15 protein-coding genes are annotated in these 17,423 nt (G+C 35.5%); 2 read left to right on the forward strand and 13 right to left on the reverse strand.

Annotated elements, in window-relative coordinates:
• Positions 1-33: 33 nt before the first annotated feature.
• The 4 genes from LUA86_RS13755 to LUA86_RS13770 form a co-directional block, all read right to left on the reverse strand.
• Complete coding sequence (locus tag LUA86_RS13755) at positions 34-816, reverse strand: HAD-IIA family hydrolase (RefSeq protein WP_231463671.1); 783 nt, start codon at positions 814-816, stop codon at positions 34-36.
• 81 nt (positions 817-897) lie between these two features.
• Positions 898-1,107 carry a hypothetical protein gene (locus tag LUA86_RS13760; RefSeq protein ID WP_231463673.1) on the reverse strand — a complete coding sequence of 70 codons (210 nt, stop codon included), beginning with the start codon at positions 1,105-1,107 and terminating at the stop codon, positions 898-900.
• 368 nt (positions 1,108-1,475) lie between these two features.
• On the reverse strand, positions 1,476-2,675 hold the full coding sequence (locus tag LUA86_RS13765) for a pyridoxal phosphate-dependent aminotransferase (RefSeq protein ID WP_231463675.1): 1,200 nt from the start codon (positions 2,673-2,675) through the stop codon (positions 1,476-1,478).
• 62 nt (positions 2,676-2,737) lie between these two features.
• A complete protein-coding gene (locus LUA86_RS13770; RefSeq protein WP_231463677.1) occupies positions 2,738-3,133 on the reverse strand; it encodes a DUF1573 domain-containing protein in 396 nt (131 codons plus the stop codon).
• A 173-nt stretch (positions 3,134-3,306) separates the two neighbouring features.
• Here LUA86_RS13770 and LUA86_RS13775 point away from each other — a divergent pair, with 173 nt between their 5' ends.
• Entirely contained in the window at positions 3,307-5,727 is a 2,421-nt protein-coding gene (locus LUA86_RS13775; protein WP_231463679.1) for a thiamine pyrophosphate-dependent enzyme, read from the forward strand.
• Between the two features lie 235 nt (positions 5,728-5,962).
• The gene (locus LUA86_RS13780; RefSeq protein WP_231463681.1) at positions 5,963-8,245 is read left to right on the forward strand and encodes an ATP-binding protein; all 2,283 of its coding nucleotides are present in this window, start codon (positions 5,963-5,965) and stop codon (positions 8,243-8,245) included.
• 1 nt (position 8,246) lies between these two features.
• On the opposite strand, the gene LUA86_RS13785 is transcribed toward LUA86_RS13780, so the two are convergent.
• From LUA86_RS13785 to LUA86_RS13825, 9 genes are all read right to left on the reverse strand, one after another.
• Positions 8,247-8,981 (reverse strand): LytTR family DNA-binding domain-containing protein, encoded by a 735-nt coding sequence (locus tag LUA86_RS13785; RefSeq protein ID WP_231463683.1) that lies wholly within the window; start codon positions 8,979-8,981, stop codon positions 8,247-8,249.
• Positions 8,982-9,053: 72 nt separating this feature from the next.
• Positions 9,054-9,665 (reverse strand): DUF1684 domain-containing protein, encoded by a 612-nt coding sequence (locus LUA86_RS13790; protein WP_231463685.1) that lies wholly within the window; start codon positions 9,663-9,665, stop codon positions 9,054-9,056.
• A 185-nt stretch (positions 9,666-9,850) separates the two neighbouring features.
• Positions 9,851-10,948, reverse strand: coding sequence for a chorismate synthase (gene aroC, locus LUA86_RS13795; RefSeq protein ID WP_231463687.1), 1,098 nt, complete (start codon positions 10,946-10,948; stop codon positions 9,851-9,853).
• 71 nt (positions 10,949-11,019) lie between these two features.
• Positions 11,020-12,288, reverse strand: coding sequence for a 3-phosphoshikimate 1-carboxyvinyltransferase (aroA, locus tag LUA86_RS13800; RefSeq protein WP_231463689.1), 1,269 nt, complete (start codon positions 12,286-12,288; stop codon positions 11,020-11,022).
• 161 nt (positions 12,289-12,449) lie between these two features.
• The gene (locus tag LUA86_RS13805) at positions 12,450-13,589 is read right to left on the reverse strand and encodes a chorismate mutase (RefSeq protein ID WP_231463691.1); all 1,140 of its coding nucleotides are present in this window, start codon (positions 13,587-13,589) and stop codon (positions 12,450-12,452) included.
• A gap of 95 nt (positions 13,590-13,684) precedes the next feature.
• Positions 13,685-14,518 carry a prephenate dehydratase gene (locus LUA86_RS13810; RefSeq protein WP_231463693.1) on the reverse strand — a complete coding sequence of 278 codons (834 nt, stop codon included), beginning with the start codon at positions 14,516-14,518 and terminating at the stop codon, positions 13,685-13,687.
• A gap of 680 nt (positions 14,519-15,198) precedes the next feature.
• A complete protein-coding gene (locus tag LUA86_RS13815) occupies positions 15,199-16,152 on the reverse strand; it encodes a sterol desaturase family protein (protein WP_231463695.1) in 954 nt (317 codons plus the stop codon).
• A gap of 1 nt (position 16,153) precedes the next feature.
• The gene (aroB, locus tag LUA86_RS13820) at positions 16,154-17,212 is read right to left on the reverse strand and encodes a 3-dehydroquinate synthase (protein WP_231463697.1); all 1,059 of its coding nucleotides are present in this window, start codon (positions 17,210-17,212) and stop codon (positions 16,154-16,156) included.
• Positions 17,212-17,418, reverse strand: coding sequence for an RNA-binding S4 domain-containing protein (locus LUA86_RS13825; RefSeq protein WP_056871128.1), 207 nt, complete (start codon positions 17,416-17,418; stop codon positions 17,212-17,214). The genes aroB and LUA86_RS13825 overlap by 1 nt, the downstream gene beginning before the upstream one ends.
• Between the last annotated feature and the right edge of the window lie 5 nt (positions 17,419-17,423).

A 17,423-nucleotide genomic window follows, 5' to 3' on the forward strand; every position in this document is an offset into this window, starting at 1 on the left:
TTGAATTTATTTGTCAACATTTAAAATTGAATTTTATTTATTAGCCCACCAACTTAAGGGAAACTGAATTTCATCTACAGAACTGGCGACCATATCAGGTTTAAAAGCGTAATGGCCAAGCCTATCTTTACTTGCAATACCAGATAACACTAAAATGGTTTTGTAACCCATCTGCACACCACCTTGAATGTCGGTTTCCATTGTATCACCAATTACGGTAGTTTCGCTGGTTTCTAGTCCTAAAAATTTTCTTGCAGAACGCATCATTACCGGACTAGGTTTGCCGGTTACAAATGCTTTTCTGCCGGTAGCTTCCTCAATCATGGCTGTTGTTGCTGCAATACCAAGATTGTTCCATCCTGGCTTTTTGGGTGAAGGATCACGATTTGTTGTAATAAATTTAGCGCCTGCCAAAATCATATCAACCGCTCTCTGAACCATTTCTAAAGTAAAATTTCTGCCTTCTCCAAGCACCACAAATTCCGGGTCGGTATTTACCAATGTGATGCCATTATCGTGCAAACTACTTAATAACCCTCCTTCACCTAAAACATAAGCTGTTCCATTCGGACTTTGATCGGCCAAAAACTTCGCTGTAGCCATTGCGCTCGTATATACATGACTTTCATCAACTGTAATGCCTAAACCCTTCAGTTTACGCACAACCTCTAAGCTCGTTCTTTGGCTGTTGTTGGTCATAAAAGCAAAAGGAATATCTTCGTCAATTAAATTTTTAATAAACTTATCAGCACCAAAAATTAATTCTTCACCGCTGTAAATCACGCCGTCCATATCAATAAGTAAACCTTGTTTCATAATCTTGAAATTTAATTGAGTAAAAATAATTTTTAGATGTTAACTGTTTATGAACAGAATGTATTAAATGTAAATTCCGGATTAAGCATTTGATTCTATAAGTAACTTTAAAGCTTTCAAACGCCAGAGTAAAGGCTGGTTTACCCTAGAATCCGGATCTTTTCTCAAAGGCGCAAAATGACTTTCCAAAAAATGCTCATAGTCATTTATTATGGTAGCCGGATTAAGCAGGAGTGGGGTAACGGGTTTCTCTACCGATTTAAAATATTCTTCGAGTTCAGGGATTGTCATAGCCCAAAGATAATAAACCAATCAATTTGTTAATCCTTAATTGTATAATTTTAAAATAACTACTATAAATAAATCTGCCTTACTAGAATTATAGCGATTAATATTACACTAAGAATCAAAATAAATAGAATCAGCTTGTTTTGCTCTTTATCTTTCGAAAAATTTACTGCTGATTTAATTAATTTCATGATATACTTTATAAATTTCATTAATTTGATGCTGAGAAAACATTAATTGAATAAAATTTTGACTGACGGCAATGTAAAAGGATTAATCTGTACTAAAAATTTAAGAATTTTTAATTCAACGGAAACACAAAAGGCCTCAATTTAAATTGAAGCCTTTTGTGATTTTAAGGTTGTAGTTTTTTAAATTATTCTACCTGGATATTGTTTCAAAGCAAGTTCTAAACAATCCATCGATGCATTTAAATCATCAGTATTTAAAACATAAGCCATTCTAACTTCATTTTTTCCAGAACCTGCGGTTGAGTAAAAACCAGTTGCAGGCGCCATCATAACGGTTTGGTTATTATGGCTAAATTCTTCAAGCATCCATTGGCAGAATTTATCAGCATCATCAATCGGGAATTTTGCAACAACATAAAATGCGCCGCCTGGATTTGGGCAGAAAACACCTTCAATATTATTCAATCGTTCCACAAGCGTATCTCTACGAAGTGTATATTCTGTGTTAACTTTTTCAAAGTAACTATCTGGTGTATCAACAGCAGCTGCTCCTGCAATTTGCTCAACCATCCCTGGGCTTAACCTGGCCTGTGCAAATTTTAATCCCGATGCGATAACCTCTTTGTTTTTTGTAATTAAACAACCCAAACGAGCACCACAAGCGCTGTAACGTTTAGAAACAGTATCCATTATAACCACATTCTCATCCAGTCCATCTAAATGCATTGGAGAAATAAATTCACGTCCGTCATAACAAAATTCGCGGTAAGCCTCATCAGAGAATAAGAACAAATCATATTTTACACAAAGTGATTTTAAAGCTTCTAATTCTGCTCTCGAATAAAGGTATCCCGTTGGATTATTTGGATTGCAAATGATGATTGCTTTTGTTTTATCGGTAATCAGTTTTTCAAATTCTGCTATTGGAGGCAATGCAAAACCATTCTCGATATAAGATAAAATTGGTTTTACCACTACATTACTCATGCAAGCAAAACCGTTATAATTTGCATAAAATGGCTCAGGAATAATAATTTCATCACCCTCATTAACACAAGTTTGCATGGCAATTGTAATGGCTTCAGAGCCACCTACTGTTACAAGAATATTTTCTGGTTTAATGTTATAACCAAGTTTATTGTAGTATTCAGTTAATTTTTGGCGATAAGCTAAAGTGCCTTCAGACGGGGTATAAGCCCAAACATCAAAATCGATGTTTTTTATTGCATTTAGCATTCCTTCTGGCGTTTCTATATCTGGCTGACCAATATTTAAGTGAAAGACCTTTTTGCCATCTTGTTTTGCTTTATCTGCATATGGCGTTAATTTTCTGATTGGCGATGCAGGCATCTGCAAGCCTTTTTGTGAAATTTTTGGCATGGTACAAAAATAAAAAAGTCCCGATACAAATCGGGACTTTTTAAATATTATAGATTAAAAAATTATTTTGTTGCTGAAGCAACAGTTTCTCCTTTAATATAAAGCACTTTAATAGGCGTTTTCGCATTCGAAGTAACCGTAACCGTTTTAGTAAAAGGCTGTGGTGCACCTGCAGCGCTAAACGTAACTGAAATTGTTCCGCTTTCACCTTTTTTCAAAGGAACTGTAGTATATTTTGGTGTTGTACAACCGCAACTTGCCTCAGCCTTAGTAATAATTAAAGGCTCCTCGCCAACATTGGTATACTTAAACTCGTAAGTTACAGGTTTATTAACCGTAATCTTACCAAAATCATGGGTTTCAGCCTCAAATTTAAACTCTGCTTTAGCTGCGGTTTGTGCATTAGCAACTAAACCAAATCCCATTACAAAGGCGAATAATATAAAAATCTTTTTCATGTTTCTGTGTTGAAAAAATGTTTGTTAAACTTATTAAACAAATTTAATATTAATAGGAGTAAAACAAAAACTATTCCAAATATATTTTATCAATCCATATATAATTTTACAATTTAGGATAAAGGCAAACTTTTAATTTTATATATATTTGCGACAACCAATATTTGATTACGATGCAGAATGAAAAATTGATTACCAACTCTATTGATGCTTCTGAATTAAGTTTTAACGATTTTAAATCTATCGTTATAAACGACTATAAAATTGCCTTTGAAAGCCGTCAGGCTAGCGTTTTAGGCAGAAGAGAAGTGTTAACCGGGAAGGCGAAATTTGGCATTTTTGGCGATGGTAAAGAGGTTCCTCAAATAGCAATGGCTAAAGCTTTTAAAAAAGGCGATTGGCGTTCTGGCTATTACCGTGATCAAACTTTTGCTTTTGCAACGGGTATCTCTACAATAAAAGAATTTTTTGCTCAATTGTACGCAAACCCGGCAGAAGGTGCCGATCCTTTTTCGGGCGGCAGGCAAATGAATTGTCATTTTGCAACAAAATCTATCAACGAAGATGGAAGCTGGAATGATTTAACACAAATTAAAAATTGTTCGTCAGATATTTCTCCAACTGGTGGTCAGATGGCTCGTTTGGTTGGTTTGGCTTATGCATCTAAACTTTTTAGAAACAATAAAGAATTAGATTATTTAAAACACTTCTCGGTTAACGGAAACGAGGTAGCATTTGGTACAATCGGCAATGCTTCTACTTCAGAAGGTGTATTTTTCGAGGCGATTAATGCTGCCGGTGTTTTACAAATTCCAATGGCCATTTCTATATGGGATGATGCTTATGGTATCTCCGTTCCGGCAAAATATCAAACCACTAAAGAAGATATTTCTGAAGTTTTAAAAGGCTTTCAGCGCACAAAAGAACTTGCAGGCTACGAAATTTATAAGGTTAAAGGATGGGATTATCCCGCTTTATGCGAAGTTTATGAAAAGGCAATTAACGTTTGCAGGGAAGAGCATGTACCCGTACTTATTCATGTTACAGAGCTTACACAGCCGCAAGGTCACAGTACTTCGGGTTCTCATGAACGTTATAAATCAAAAGATAGATTAGGTTGGGAAAACGAGCACGATTGCATCTTAAAAATGAGAGAATGGATGCTCGAATCGGCTATAATTTCTGAAGAAGACCTTGCTGAATTAGAAAAAACAGCTAAAGCATTTGTTCGTAATGCTCAAAAAGAAGCATGGAATGAGTTTTTAGATAGCATTAAACCAGAGCAAAAACAGGTAATTGATTTAATTGGAGGAATGGTAAAGCACCAGCCCGAACTGGCAAAGCTTTCTACTCAATTGGCTTCTATTGCTGATGCTCAAAGACGTGAAATATTTACAATTGCCCGCAAAGCGATACGTCTTTCTGTAAAGTTTAATTCTGCAGAGCGTGATGAATTACTGAATTGGTATAAAAATCAGGAAGGTTTAAATTACGCAAGATATAATTCAAAACTTTATACCAATGGAAACGAATCTCCGGATAAAATTGAGGTTGTAGAAGCCGAATTTAACGATTTATCTAAAATGGTAGATGGCCGAGAAGTTTTAAACGCTTGTTTTGATGCAAATTTTGCCCGCGACCAGCGATTAGTGGCTTTTGGTGAAGATTTAGGAAATATAGGTGACGTAAATCAAGGTTTTGCAGGTTTACAGGTAAAATATGGCGAATTGCGTATTACAGATACCGGTATTCGTGAAATGACTATCATGGGGCAAGGTATCGGTTTGGCCATGAGAGGTTTAAAACCTATTGCCGAAATACAATATTTAGATTATTTAATTTTTGCACTTAATGTACTCAGCGATGATTTGGCTTCATTGTCGTATCGTACAAAAGGCATTCAAAAAGCACCGGTAATCGTCAGAACACGCGGACATAGGCTTGAAGGTGTTTGGCATTCGGGCTCGCCAATTGCTATGCTCTTAGGTTCATTAAGAGGATTGCACCTTTGCGTACCAAGAAATATGACGCAGGCAGCAGGTATGTACAATACTTTATTCAGGGCTGATGAACCTGCCGTTGTAATTGAGTGCTTAAATGGATATCGTTTAAAGGAAAAATTGCCTGAAAACGTTGGAGCATTCACAATTCCGTTAGGGATAGCCGAAGTTTTAGAAGAAGGAACAGATATTACAATTGTATCGTATGGCTCAACTTTAAAACTTGTACAAGAAGCCGCAGAAGAGTTGGCAACTTTGGGTATTTCAGTGGAAATTGTTGATCCTCAAACCCTGTTACCATTCGACAAAACTAAAGTTTGCGCTACATCACTTAAAAAAACAAATAAGCTTTTAGTTGTAGATGAAGATGTTCCAGGAGGTGCTTCAGCTTATATATTACAACAAATTTTAGAGCAGCAAAAAGGTTATTTTAATCTTGATGGACAACCAAGAACACTCACTGCAAAAGCACACCGACCACCATTTGGATCAGACGGCGATTATTTTAGTAAACCATCGGTTGACGATATTATAGAACTTGTGTATGAAATGATGCAGGAATCTAATCCAACTAAATTTGTCAGTTTGTTTTAAATCGAACAACTAAAGGTTGTAAAACTGTATTTATACTCAAAAAATATTGTTTTAAACGCATTAAACAAACATTTGGGTCTATCTATTAAATAAAAAAAATTATCTTTCGGTAATAATTAAGAAACCGATCATTCCTCAATTCTTTTCTATTGCTAGAAAAGAATTTCTTTTTCAGTTCCGTTTTATGTAGTTTCTTAGTGTAACCAAAAATACCGAGGTAATTAAGATTTGAGCAATGGTTTACAGGAGAACTGAGATTAGTGAATGGCTTTATGGTAGAAGATTGTTTAAACAATCTTTACTAATTTTAACTCTTATACTCTTATTTTCTAAAACCTTTGCGCAAACTGTTATTCCGCGTAAGTTAGATAGTCTTTTTAAAGTCAACCAAAAATATTCAAGGCCCGATTCTAATAAAATGAAAACGCTTTATTTTATTATGAGGGAATACATGCTGCTCAAAAGTTCATCAAAAATTGAGGAGTATTATCAGAAAAGTTTGCAGTTATCTCAAAAGCTAGGCAGAAGAGATTTTTCTGCAGTGATTTATAATCGCAGAGCTTTATTTAATCACGGCCTAGGCAATTATCTGGAAGCCGAAAAGTATTATAAAAAAGCTTTAAATGAATATCAAATCCTAAAGAACGAGTATAAGCAGGCAGATATTTATCTAAATATGAGTGCGCTTTATGGATCTATTCCAGACTATGTGAAGTCGCTGGAAGCAAATCAAAAAGCAATGTTTCTGTATCAAAAAACAAATAGTCAGGAAGATTTGGCTAGCTGTTACATTAATATTGCGACAGTTTATCAAGCATTGAATAAGCAGAAATCGGCCACTGAATACGCAAAAAGAGCATTAAAATTATTCACTGCCAATAACGACCAAACGGGAATAGCTTTTGCCTACCGATGTTTAGGAGAAAGTTACATGGCGGCAAACACTGCTGACTTATTAGATATCGGGCTTAAATCCCAACAGAGGCTCGATGTCGCTTTAGACTATTTTAACAGAGGATTAAAAATCTCTGAAAGTTCTGATAATCAGTTAAGTATTTCGTCATTTAAAAGAAATATTGGTAAAGTTTACGAGCAGCAAGGGCATGAAGCATTAGCACTGAAGTTTTATTTAGAAGCATTAAAGTATGATGAGCAAACTGGACAAAAAGCCTATTACGCAGTAACGCTGGAAACTTTAGGGGAATTCTACAAAAATCAGAAAAGATATAATGATGCTATTGAAACATTAAATTCAGCGCTCAATACTTCATTAGAAATGAATTTTTTAGATATTCAGAGAAATGTACTCTTAAAACTTAGTGAAATCTATCTTGATTTAAATAGATATAAAGAATCATTAGATTATTATAAGAAATACATCATTGCAAAAGATAAATTATTTGATGAGGATAAAGAACGCGAAGTAACCAGAAGACAGCTTATGCTTGATTTTGCAGTTAAGGAGAACGATTACAAGCTTATGAAGCAAGTTTCTGATGCAACCTTAAAAGAACAGCTGCTTTTGGCAAAGCAACAAGAGCAAAAACTCTTGTTAAACCAGAAAGAGCTTAAATTGGTGGGCAAGGAGAAAGATCTACAAAGCAGTAATTTTGAAAGGTCAAAGTTGCAATCAGATTACGATAATTATCTAAAAAACAGACAAATTTCAGAGCAAAAACAACAAATTGAATTTGACGGGAAGGTGAAAATATTTTTAATGGTTGCAATTACTTTGGTAATGTTAACTGCAGCCCTAATTTATTTCAATCAACGTAAAACCACCAGATTAAATAAAATAATAAACAAACAAAAAGCAGAATTAGAACAGCTGAGTAGGGTAAAGGACCGGATTTTCAGTATCGTTAGTCATGATATGAGAACGCCTGTAAATTCATTAATATCATTTATTCAGCTATTAGAAGCAGGTAAAATTGAGCAGGAAAAACTCACAAGATACGCTTCATCGTTGAAGAATAGTTTAGCGTATACATCATCAATGATGGAAAATTTATTGAACTGGGCAGCCAGCCAAATGCAAGGATTTAACCCTTATTTAGAACTATTGGATATTTCTAAGCTAATTCTTGATGTTTTAAATGCTTTTGAAGATTCTGCCGACCTAAAGCGCATCTCTATTCACAACAATGTTCAGCCAGATACAATCTGCAGGGCAGATGAGAACATGCTCTCGTTGGTGTTAAGAAATTTAATAAGCAACGCTATAAAATTTACACCCGAAGGCGGAAAAATTACGATTGCATCTTCAACTAAGGAGAATGAGGTCGTTATTTCTATTTCAGATAATGGAATTGGTATGGCAGAAGGACAGGTTAACCATTTTAATAACTCGACATTTCAGGGTGCCGGATTTAGCACACTTGGTACAAATAAGGAAAAGGGAACTGGTTTGGGTTTACTTTTATGTAGAACTTTTATGGCACTAATGGATAGTAAAGTCGTTTTACATTCCGTAAATGGCGAAGGCTCTACATTTAGCCTGATTTTTAAAAGAAGTTAAGCTATTTTTTAAATCGCGAAAGTGTTTTTTTCTCAATAACGTTTTCCAGCAATTCCTGCTTTGCAGCGGCACTAACGGGTACAATATATTTGTGTTCTAAATGAACCTCATGTGTAGTTAGGGTACAAATTGCATTTGTATTGATAATATATTGTTTATGAACCCTCATAAATTGATTTGGAAGTTGCTTTTCAAGATTTTTAAGACCTACTAAAATAATGTGTTTGTCATCAGCAGTGTAAATCTTCGAGAAATCGCCCATGCTTTCCATATAAATAACATCGCTATATTTCAACTTTGTTATTCCTTTAGTTTCTCTAAAAAAAAAGTATTCATCCTCTTGTTTAATATCGCTTTTTACAAAACTGGCAGCTTTTCTAAGTTCAATGTATTCAATCGCTTTATTTGCAGATTTAAGCAATCTTTCGAAAGTTGCTGGTTTTACCACAAAATCAATGGCATCTAAATCAAAACTTTCTGCTGCGTATTCGTTATGAGAAGTTATAAAAATAAATACTGGTTTGTTTTTAAGTGTTTTTAACAGAGATGTACCAGAAAGTTCGGGCATATCTATATCCGAAAAAACGATGTCAATTTGATTTTTGTTTATGATGTCAACTGCCTCTACACCATCCTTACAGATTGAAACGATATTTAAATTAGGGATTTTACCGAGGTGCATAGTAATCGCATCACGTTCTATCTCGTTATCATCTACTACTAAACAGTTATACATTGTATGGGGATGTGAAATCCAAAGATAACTATTAATACGATTATAAAATTGCCTTAAGTGGTTTATTTCAGCTTAATTCCTGTGCTTTTTTTCTCCAGTATAAAGTTTTTCTCCTGCCTTTATTTCAATTTGTAAATCATTTTCTGCCGGCGGTACGGGGCAACGGTACCCATCACTATAGGCGCAATACGGATTATAGGCTTTATTAAAGTCGACTTCAATTTTATTATCTAGAATCGCTTTTGAACTTAAATCAATGTAGCGTCCACCTCCATAGGTTACCTGATTATTGGTTTCATCAGTAAAAGGCAAGAAAAGTAAGTCTTTATAAATCGGATTGCCAGCCAAGGCCACGTTTTTGTAGAGCGTCATTATAATTTGTTTGCCGTTTAAATCGAAGCTTATTTTCGCAAAGCGATAAAATTCTTTACTTGTTCCATCATAAGTTGGCATTTTAAAAATCTTTTCATTTTTTAAAAGTTCAACATTTGCTAAAACTTTATAATTACTATCGGCATCATAAAAATGAAGGTTCGCTAAATCATTTTCTTTAAGTGGAGAATTGCTTTCCTTAATAAAATCTTGCTTATAATTTTCACGGTGTTTTGCAATTTGCTCCGCATAATTTTGAGCAAAAGTATTTATGCTGATGAAGAGTAGTAGGATAGGGAGAAGTTTTCTCATGATTTTTATTTTGTCATCGTCATTTCGACTGGAGCACAGCGGAATGGAGAAATGTTTGAAATTTGCTAAACATAATTTAAAGATTTCTCGGCTTCGCTTGAAATGATGGTGAATAATATATTAAAGTCCTTCGACAAGCTCAGGATGACAAGTTGCTTAAAAGTATTACAATATTAGCCTCTAGCCTAAACTACACTTACCTTATTTCTCAAAAACTGATCCGCTAAAACCAAAGCAGCCATTGCCTCTACAATTACTACAGCTCTCGGCACCACACAAGGGTCGTGGCGGCCTTTACCTTTAATTTCAGAAGCTTCACCGGCAGCATTAATGGTTTGCTGGTTATGCATAATGGTAGCAACCGGCTTAAAGGCAACTTTAAAGGTAATATCCATTCCATTGGAAATACCACCTAAAATACCACCTGCAAAATTTGTGGTGGTTTTAAATACTTTTGAATCTGCTGCTTTTGGTTGAGGAATATCATTGTGTTGGGAACCTCTGAGTTCACTTCCGGCAAAACCAGAGCCATATTCAAAACCGTGAACAGCATTAATGCTTAACATTGCCTTACCTAAATCGGCATGTAATTTATCAAAAACAGGCTCACCTAAACCAGCAGGGCAGCCTTTAATTACACATCCAATTTTACCACCAACAGTGTCGCCATCTTTTCTAACCGAATCGATAAACTCAATCATTTCATGCGCTGTTGCAGGGTCTGCACATCGTACAATATTTTCTTCTCTAATATCCAGCAAAGCTGATAAATCGTTACTTTCTAAATTAGGTGCCTCAATAGTTCCGACTGAAGTTACGTGGGCAAAAATTTCGATGCCTTGTTGTTTTAAAAATAGTTTAGCTATTGCGCCTGCAGCTACACGGGCGGCAGTTTCACGGGCAGATGAACGCCCGCCACCACGATGATCGCGTATGCCATATTTTGCGTCGTACACGTAATCTGCGTGGCTAGGGCGGTAAACATCAACATTATGACCATAATCTTTAGAGCGTTGGTCTTCATTTGGAATTAGCAAAGCGATAGGCGTGCCGGTACTTTTTCCTTCGAAAATACCAGATAAGATTTGAACGGTATCGCTTTCTTTTCTTTGGGTTGTAATCTTAGATTGACCTGGTTTACGTTTATCCAATTCTGACTGAATAAAATCCATGTCAATATCCAATTTTGCCGGGCAACCATCAATAATTACCCCAATGGCTACACCATGAGATTCGCCAAAGGTGGTTATGCGAAATAATTGTCCGAAAGAGTTGCCTGCCATATTTTATTGAGTGAATAATTGATTTTTGAATGATTGATTGAGATTTACACTCCCAGTCTTTATACTTTTTACTAAATACTTTCTACTGAGAACCCTACTTTTTTCAAATCCTCCCAAAAATAAGGATAAGATTTTTCTACAACCTGCATTTCTTCAATTTTAACTTCGTTGATTAGTAATGCAAGCGGGGCAAAGGCCATCGCCATACGGTGGTCTTCGTAAGTTGCAATGGTAATTTTTTCAGGGAAATGAAGTTCATCTGTATTTAAAGTATAAACTAAATTATCTTCCGTTAAAGTAACACCAATTTTAGCCAATTCGTTTTGCAAGGCGGCTATTCTATCTGTTTCTTTAATTTTTAAAGTTTCAAGTCCGGTAAACGACATATTTTTACCCAAAGCAGCTGCGATCACAATAATGGTTTGTGCTAAATCCGGACAAGTTTTTAAATCCAAAACCTGATTGGTTTCTAATGCCAAGCCCAAGTTGCTTATGGAAATTCCTGTTTCGGTTTTTTCTGTTGCAATACCAAAAATCTTCATGATTTTTTTAATCTGGCTATCGCCTTGCAAGCTTTTTTCTTTCAATGCTGGTAAATTGATTTTAGCTTCATCTGCCAAAGCAGCAATACTATACCAATAAGATGCAGCACTCCAATCAGGCTCTACAACTAAAATTCCAGGCTTAAAAGACTGAGGTTTTATAGAAATCGAATTTCCACTCCATGTATGTTCAATGCCTACTTCGGCTAACATATCCAAAGTCATGTCTACGTATGGCTTTGAGGTTAATTCTCCTTCAATTTCTAACGTTAAACCTTCAGGTAAAACCGGTGCAATCATCAGCAATGCCGAAATATATTGACTGCTGATATCGCCTTTGATTTTAACTTGAGCAGTTTTTTGATTTAGCGGGCCAACAATATTTAATGGAGGAAAGCCCTCAGCCTCTGCATAAGAAATATCTGCCCCGATGGTTTTTAAAGCTTCTGCTAAAATCCCAATCGGACGCTGTTTCATACGTTCAGTTCCGGTTAATAGAAAATTACCGTTTTTAGCAGAAAGATAAGCAGAAAGAAAACGCATGGCTGTTCCGGCCGGGCCAACATCAACAGTTTGTGATTCTTGAATCTCTACTTCTAATTCATCCTCTAAAATATTTAGAATGCCATTCAATGTTACCGTATCGGCAGCATTTGATAAGTTTTTAACTTGTACTAGCTTTTTGCTTAAAGCACTAATAATCAAGGCTCTATTGCATTCGCTTTTGGAGCCCGTTAGTTGGATTTCCGTATTAATATTCTTGGCTCCTTTAAAAGAAACTAAGGCGTTTTTTGACATGGTATTCTGTTTTAGCCCCACCCAACCCTCCCCGGAGGGAAGGGCTTTACAGTGAGCTGATATTTTAATATTATAATTTGTTGCTAAAGATGTCTCGCAAGGAGATGGTCTTTAAGCTTTGGACTTGAAACCCTCTACCTTAAGCCTTTCAACCCTTAACCTTATTTACTAACTTCTGTATGTTGTTCTGCAGCAATTCCTTTTTCAGCTTTGCCAGCATTCATAATTTCAGTTTGTTTACGAATAGATTCGCCGTGTACCAATTCTAAAAATTTTTCGGTAAAGTTTAAATCTAATTTTAAAGCTTTTGCAAAAGCGTGACCTTTTTTAATGATGGCATCCCAACGGTTAACTTGTAAAATCGTTACCTGATTATCGCGTTTAAATTCTCCTATTTTTTCTACAATAGCCATACGTTCCGCTAATTTTTGTAATAAGATATCATCAATTTTATCAATGTTCTTACGCAAATCAGCTAATTTATCAGCGAAAGCTTCATTTGGTGCTTCAGGTTCACGAACTGTTAAGCGGTCAACTAATTCAGCTAAAGCTGCCGGCGTAACTTGTTGTTTAGCATCTGTCCAGGCAACTGATGGGTCAACGTGAGATTCAATCATCAAACCTTGCATGTCTAAATCCAAAGCTTTTTGAGAGATGTAAGGAATCAGCTCACGGTTACCACAAATGTGACTTGGGTCGTTTATGATTGGCAATTCAGGGCATAAAGTTTTCAGTTGAATAGCCATTTCCCACATTGGTTCGTTACGGAAAGAGCTTTTCTCAAATGAAGAGAAACCACGGTGTATTGCTCCAATTTTAGTAATTCCTGCCCCATTGATACGCTCGATTGCACCAATCCATAACTGTAAATCAGGGTTAACCGGGTTTTTAATTAAAACCGGAATATCATGACCTTTTAAAGCATCAGCAATTTCCTGAACTGTAAATGGGTTTACTGTAGAACGAGCACCAATCCAAAGGATATCAACACCAGCCGCTAAAGCCTCTTCCACATGTTTTGCATTTGCAACCTCAACAGCTGTTGGCAAACCAGTTTCTGCTTTAGCACGTTTTAACCACTCTAAACCAATGCTTCCAATACCTTCAAATTCTCCCGGACGAGTACGTGGTTTCCAGATGCCAGCTCTTAAAACTGAAACTTTACCAGTTGCAGCTAATAAATGTGCTGTAGTTAATAATTGCTCTTCAGTTTCTGCACTGCAAGGACCAGAGATAATTAATGGTTCGTTGTTAACGTTTAACCATGTGTTTAAAGGTTGGATGTTTAAATTAAGTTTCATGATTTATGGCTTGTAATATTTTATAATTCGTTTGTTTAATTGTTGTACTGCTTAATTATGGAGTTGTAATTCGTAAATCTAAAATCGTAACGCTATCATACTTTATCGTTCTTTTGATATTCGCCGAGGATATTGAAATTCGAAGTGTATTTTAATGCTTTTCTAACAGCTTTATCGTATTTTTCTGTACTCGGCCATTCTAAGTCAACGTAAAAATAATATTCATTTCGTTTACCTAACACAGGCATAGATTGTATTTTTGTTAAGCTTACTTCTTGTTCTGCGAAGATATTTAATACGGTTGCAAGTGAACCAGCTTTATGGCCAACCTGAAAGCAAATTGATGCTTTGTTTATTTTTTTGCCTTCATCTGTTTTATCCTTTTTAAGGATAAGAAAGCGTGTGTAATTTTTTTTATTTGATTCTACTCGACGTTCTAGAATGTTTAAACCGTAAAGTTCTGCTGCTAAGTTGTTTGCAATAGCCATTGTATCAGTAAGTTTTTCTTCTTGAATACGTTTTGCACAAGCTGCAGTATCGTTACTTTCTACAATTTTAATGTGCGGATAATCGTAAAAGAAATCGATGCATTGACGAATAGCGATAGGATGTGAGGTTACGATTTTGATGTCTTCGAATTTTACCCCTGGCAATGCCATTAAGTGCAGTTGAATAGGAAGGTAAACTTCTCCAACAACAGAAAAGCCATAGTCGCGAATTAAGGTGTAATTTGGCAATAAGCTACCTGCGATAGAATTTTCAATCGCCATTACAACGAAATCTGCATCGTTTTTTTCCAGTTTATCGCAGGTTTCTTTAAAAGAATTGCATTCTACAGTTTCGATTTCCTTACCGAAAAATTTGTAGGCTGCTTCTTCATGAAAAGATGCTTTAATACCTTGAATTGCTACTCGTTTTGTCGTTTCCATTTTTGCGTAAAACAAAAAAGTCCCGGCTGTTTGCCGGGACTTTTTTATACATTTTAATATTGTTATATATCTTTTTGCATATTAGCCCCGGCTCTTACTAAAATAGTAAAAGTAACCAAAGTAATATGTGTTGAATAATTTCATTCTTGTTTTTGCTTGAGCCAAATGTAATAACAAAATTTAATTTGTCAATAGGAAAATGAAAATATTTTTATTTTTTTTCATTTATACCGTTTTGGTGTTGGGTATGAAATGAAGATTTAATGGTTATTAGTTTGCTAAACCTGATAGCAATGGAAATACTTTTAAAATTGCAGGAAACCTAAATATTCTGTTATGCTGAGGAACAGCCTGTCCCGACACTTCGGAAAGAATCTGCAACCGATTAAAGGGATTCTTCGTTCCTGAGAATGACAGAAGTTTTTTAAAAGATTGCCTGCCTGCGGTAGTCAGGGAATGAATAGCAGGGCTGAATGAGCCAAATGAACAAAGCTACTCATTTCCAAAATCTTAAAAGAAAAATATTCTCTGAGAAAAAAAATGCTAATAATTATGCTGCTTGGCACATAACCCACGATTTAAATCGTGGGTTATGTGCCAATTCCTCTAGGTACGCGTATTAGGCAATACCCCAATTCCTAAAAAAAAAAACAGTCTGTAAAATACAGACCGTTTAAATATTATCCTGCCGAACTTAGCGTTCGTTGCTCTTCGTTAATATCTTTAACATTATGATTTTTTGCTGATTTCTCCGCATCATGTAATTCCTGTTGCATAATTTTGGCAATTTTGGTGCTTCCATCGTGGCTCCATCCCGGCGGATTAAGGATGTATTTCACCTTATCCAAAAAAGTCGGTGCCTTTTTTACATCTGCACTTAAGGCAATAAATTCGTGAAAGATAATGTTTACCGGTCCGGTATCGGATGGTTGCGTAGTTAGGCCATATTTAACTTTATCCTCTGGTAATTCTGCCTGAAAAGTACCAAACCATCTATCCCAAAGGATTAGAACCATACCCATATTTTTATCTAAATAACGAACATTGCTTGCATGGTGCACACGGTGATGCGATGGCGTTACAAAAACGTACTCATACCATTTAGGAAATTTGATATCATACTGTGTATGAACTAGATTACCATATATTTGAGTAACCAGATAAGCAAAAAGGATATCCATAGCCGTAAAACCCATAAAAGCTAAAGGCAAGTAGAAAAAAACGCGATATAATGGCTCGAAAACTGTAGAACGGAAACCCGTTGTTAAATTGAAATGCTCTGATGAATGATGCGTTACATGCATAGCCCAAAAGAAGCGCACATAATGTCCAACAGTATGTAAAAACCAATATAGAAAATCTTGTGCAAGGATTAAAACGGTCCAATAAATCCAAATATTTGAGATTTGAAAAAGCCTGAATTGATAGCAATATTCTAATAAAAAGAACGTGGCAGTTTTCATGCCTAAATTAATTACAATTGCCGTAACCATTAAATAAATATTGGTCCAGGTATCGCGTTTGGTATATAATTTTCTATCGTGGGCATAGCTGAAATACATTTCAACCAGGGTTAAAACGATTACAAAGCCAAACAAGGCACCAACAGAAATATCACTTCCGGTGTATTTCATATTACAAACTATTATAGTAATCTAAACTGCTCAAAATATCGGCTGTAGATACACGGCAGTTAAACGTGCATTTGCCTATTGTTTCTAGTAAAGAGAACAAAATGTTACCATCCTCATTCTTTTTATCACTTTTCATCAATTCCAAAAGCGTTTCAAAACTTTCTTTTTTAATGTGGTATTTTGGATATAGTGAGCGCATATACTCGCTAATATCTTTTAATTCTTCTTTCGTTAAGCCACTGTTTTTAATTGATAAGGCAGCCTCGCAAACAAAGCCAATAGCAATTGCTTCGCCATGTGTAAGCGGGTTTTCATCGTTTGCAAGCGAATAACTTTCTACAGCATGACCAATCGTGTGACCAAAATTTAAAATCTTACGCAGATTTTTTTCATGTGGGTCAATCGTTACAACCTCATTTTTAATTTCAACAGAACGATAAATATCTTCTGCCGATGGCGTTAAATAATCTGTAGTTTTTAACTTTTCGTAGTAAGCTTTGTCGTAAATTAAACCGTGTTTAATCATTTCGGCAAAGCCTGATAAAAGCTCTCTTTGGGGCAAAGTTTTCAAAAATTCAGTTTCGATAAAAACCATTTGAGGCAGCGTAAAAGTACCTACCATGTTTTTAACGTTATCAATATCGATACCTGTTTTACCGCCAACCGAAGCATCAACCTGCGAAAGTAATGTAGTTGGAACATTTACAAAATCGATACCACGCTTAAATGTTGAAGCAATGAAACCACCCATATCGGTAATTACGCCACCGCCTAAATTTATCATTAAACTTTTACGGTCGGCTTCAAAATCTAAAAGCGTTTTCCAAATGCCTATACAGAAATCTATATTTTTGTTTTCTTCGCCAGCAGAAGTTTCAATTAAATCGAAATCTGCAAAGTCATCCATCATCGATTGAAATACCGGTAAACAGATTTCGCTTGTATTTTCATCAGCAAGAACAAAAACCTTACTGTATTTATTACTTTCTAAAAGTGCTCTTAAGGCATCTAAATTGCTTTCGAAATAAAGCGAATGGCCTGCGCTAGTTAAGGTTTCCATTAAATTACTTCGATTTTATCTTGTTCAAAAGTGATAATATCGCCAACCCTTACTTTATAACGCTTGCGAAATTCTACTTCTCCATTACATTTAACTAAGCCATCCATTACTACGGCCTGGGCATCTCCACCTGTTCCAACCAAACCCGTAGCCTTTAAAAGCTGGATAAGTGGTATAAATTCGCCCTCTAATTTGAATTGTATCATTTTGT

This window comes from Pedobacter sp. Leaf132 (assembly GCF_920984695.1).
In the GTDB taxonomy this organism is placed as follows: Bacteria; Bacteroidota; Bacteroidia; order Sphingobacteriales; family Sphingobacteriaceae; genus Pedobacter.

Bases quoted from the DNA above. Each gene is read 5' to 3' on its own strand.
- LUA86_RS13755 (WP_231463671.1), bottom strand. From the start codon at position 816: ATGAAACAAGGTTTACTTATTGATATGGACGGCGTGATTTACAGCGGT.
- LUA86_RS13760 (WP_231463673.1), bottom strand. From the start codon at position 1,107: ATGACAATCCCTGAACTCGAAGAATATTTTAAATCGGTAGAGAAACCC.
- LUA86_RS13765 (WP_231463675.1), bottom strand. From the start codon at position 2,675: ATGCCAAAAATTTCACAAAAAGGCTTGCAGATGCCTGCATCGCCAATC.
- LUA86_RS13770 (WP_231463677.1), bottom strand. From the start codon at position 3,133: ATGAAAAAGATTTTTATATTATTCGCCTTTGTAATGGGATTTGGTTTA.
- LUA86_RS13775 (WP_231463679.1), top strand. From the start codon at position 3,307: ATGCAGAATGAAAAATTGATTACCAACTCTATTGATGCTTCTGAATTA.
- LUA86_RS13780 (WP_231463681.1), top strand. From the start codon at position 5,963: ATGGTTTACAGGAGAACTGAGATTAGTGAATGGCTTTATGGTAGAAGA.
- LUA86_RS13785 (WP_231463683.1), bottom strand. From the start codon at position 8,981: ATGTATAACTGTTTAGTAGTAGATGATAACGAGATAGAACGTGATGCG.
- LUA86_RS13790 (WP_231463685.1), bottom strand. From the start codon at position 9,665: ATGAGAAAACTTCTCCCTATCCTACTACTCTTCATCAGCATAAATACT.
- aroC (WP_231463687.1), bottom strand. From the start codon at position 10,948: ATGGCAGGCAACTCTTTCGGACAATTATTTCGCATAACCACCTTTGGC.
- aroA (WP_231463689.1), bottom strand. From the start codon at position 12,288: ATGTCAAAAAACGCCTTAGTTTCTTTTAAAGGAGCCAAGAATATTAAT.
- LUA86_RS13805 (WP_231463691.1), bottom strand. From the start codon at position 13,589: ATGAAACTTAATTTAAACATCCAACCTTTAAACACATGGTTAAACGTT.
- LUA86_RS13810 (WP_231463693.1), bottom strand. From the start codon at position 14,518: ATGGAAACGACAAAACGAGTAGCAATTCAAGGTATTAAAGCATCTTTT.
- LUA86_RS13815 (WP_231463695.1), bottom strand. From the start codon at position 16,152: ATGAAATACACCGGAAGTGATATTTCTGTTGGTGCCTTGTTTGGCTTT.
- aroB (WP_231463697.1), bottom strand. From the start codon at position 17,212: ATGGAAACCTTAACTAGCGCAGGCCATTCGCTTTATTTCGAAAGCAAT.
- LUA86_RS13825 (WP_056871128.1), bottom strand. From the start codon at position 17,418: ATGATACAATTCAAATTAGAGGGCGAATTTATACCACTTATCCAGCTT.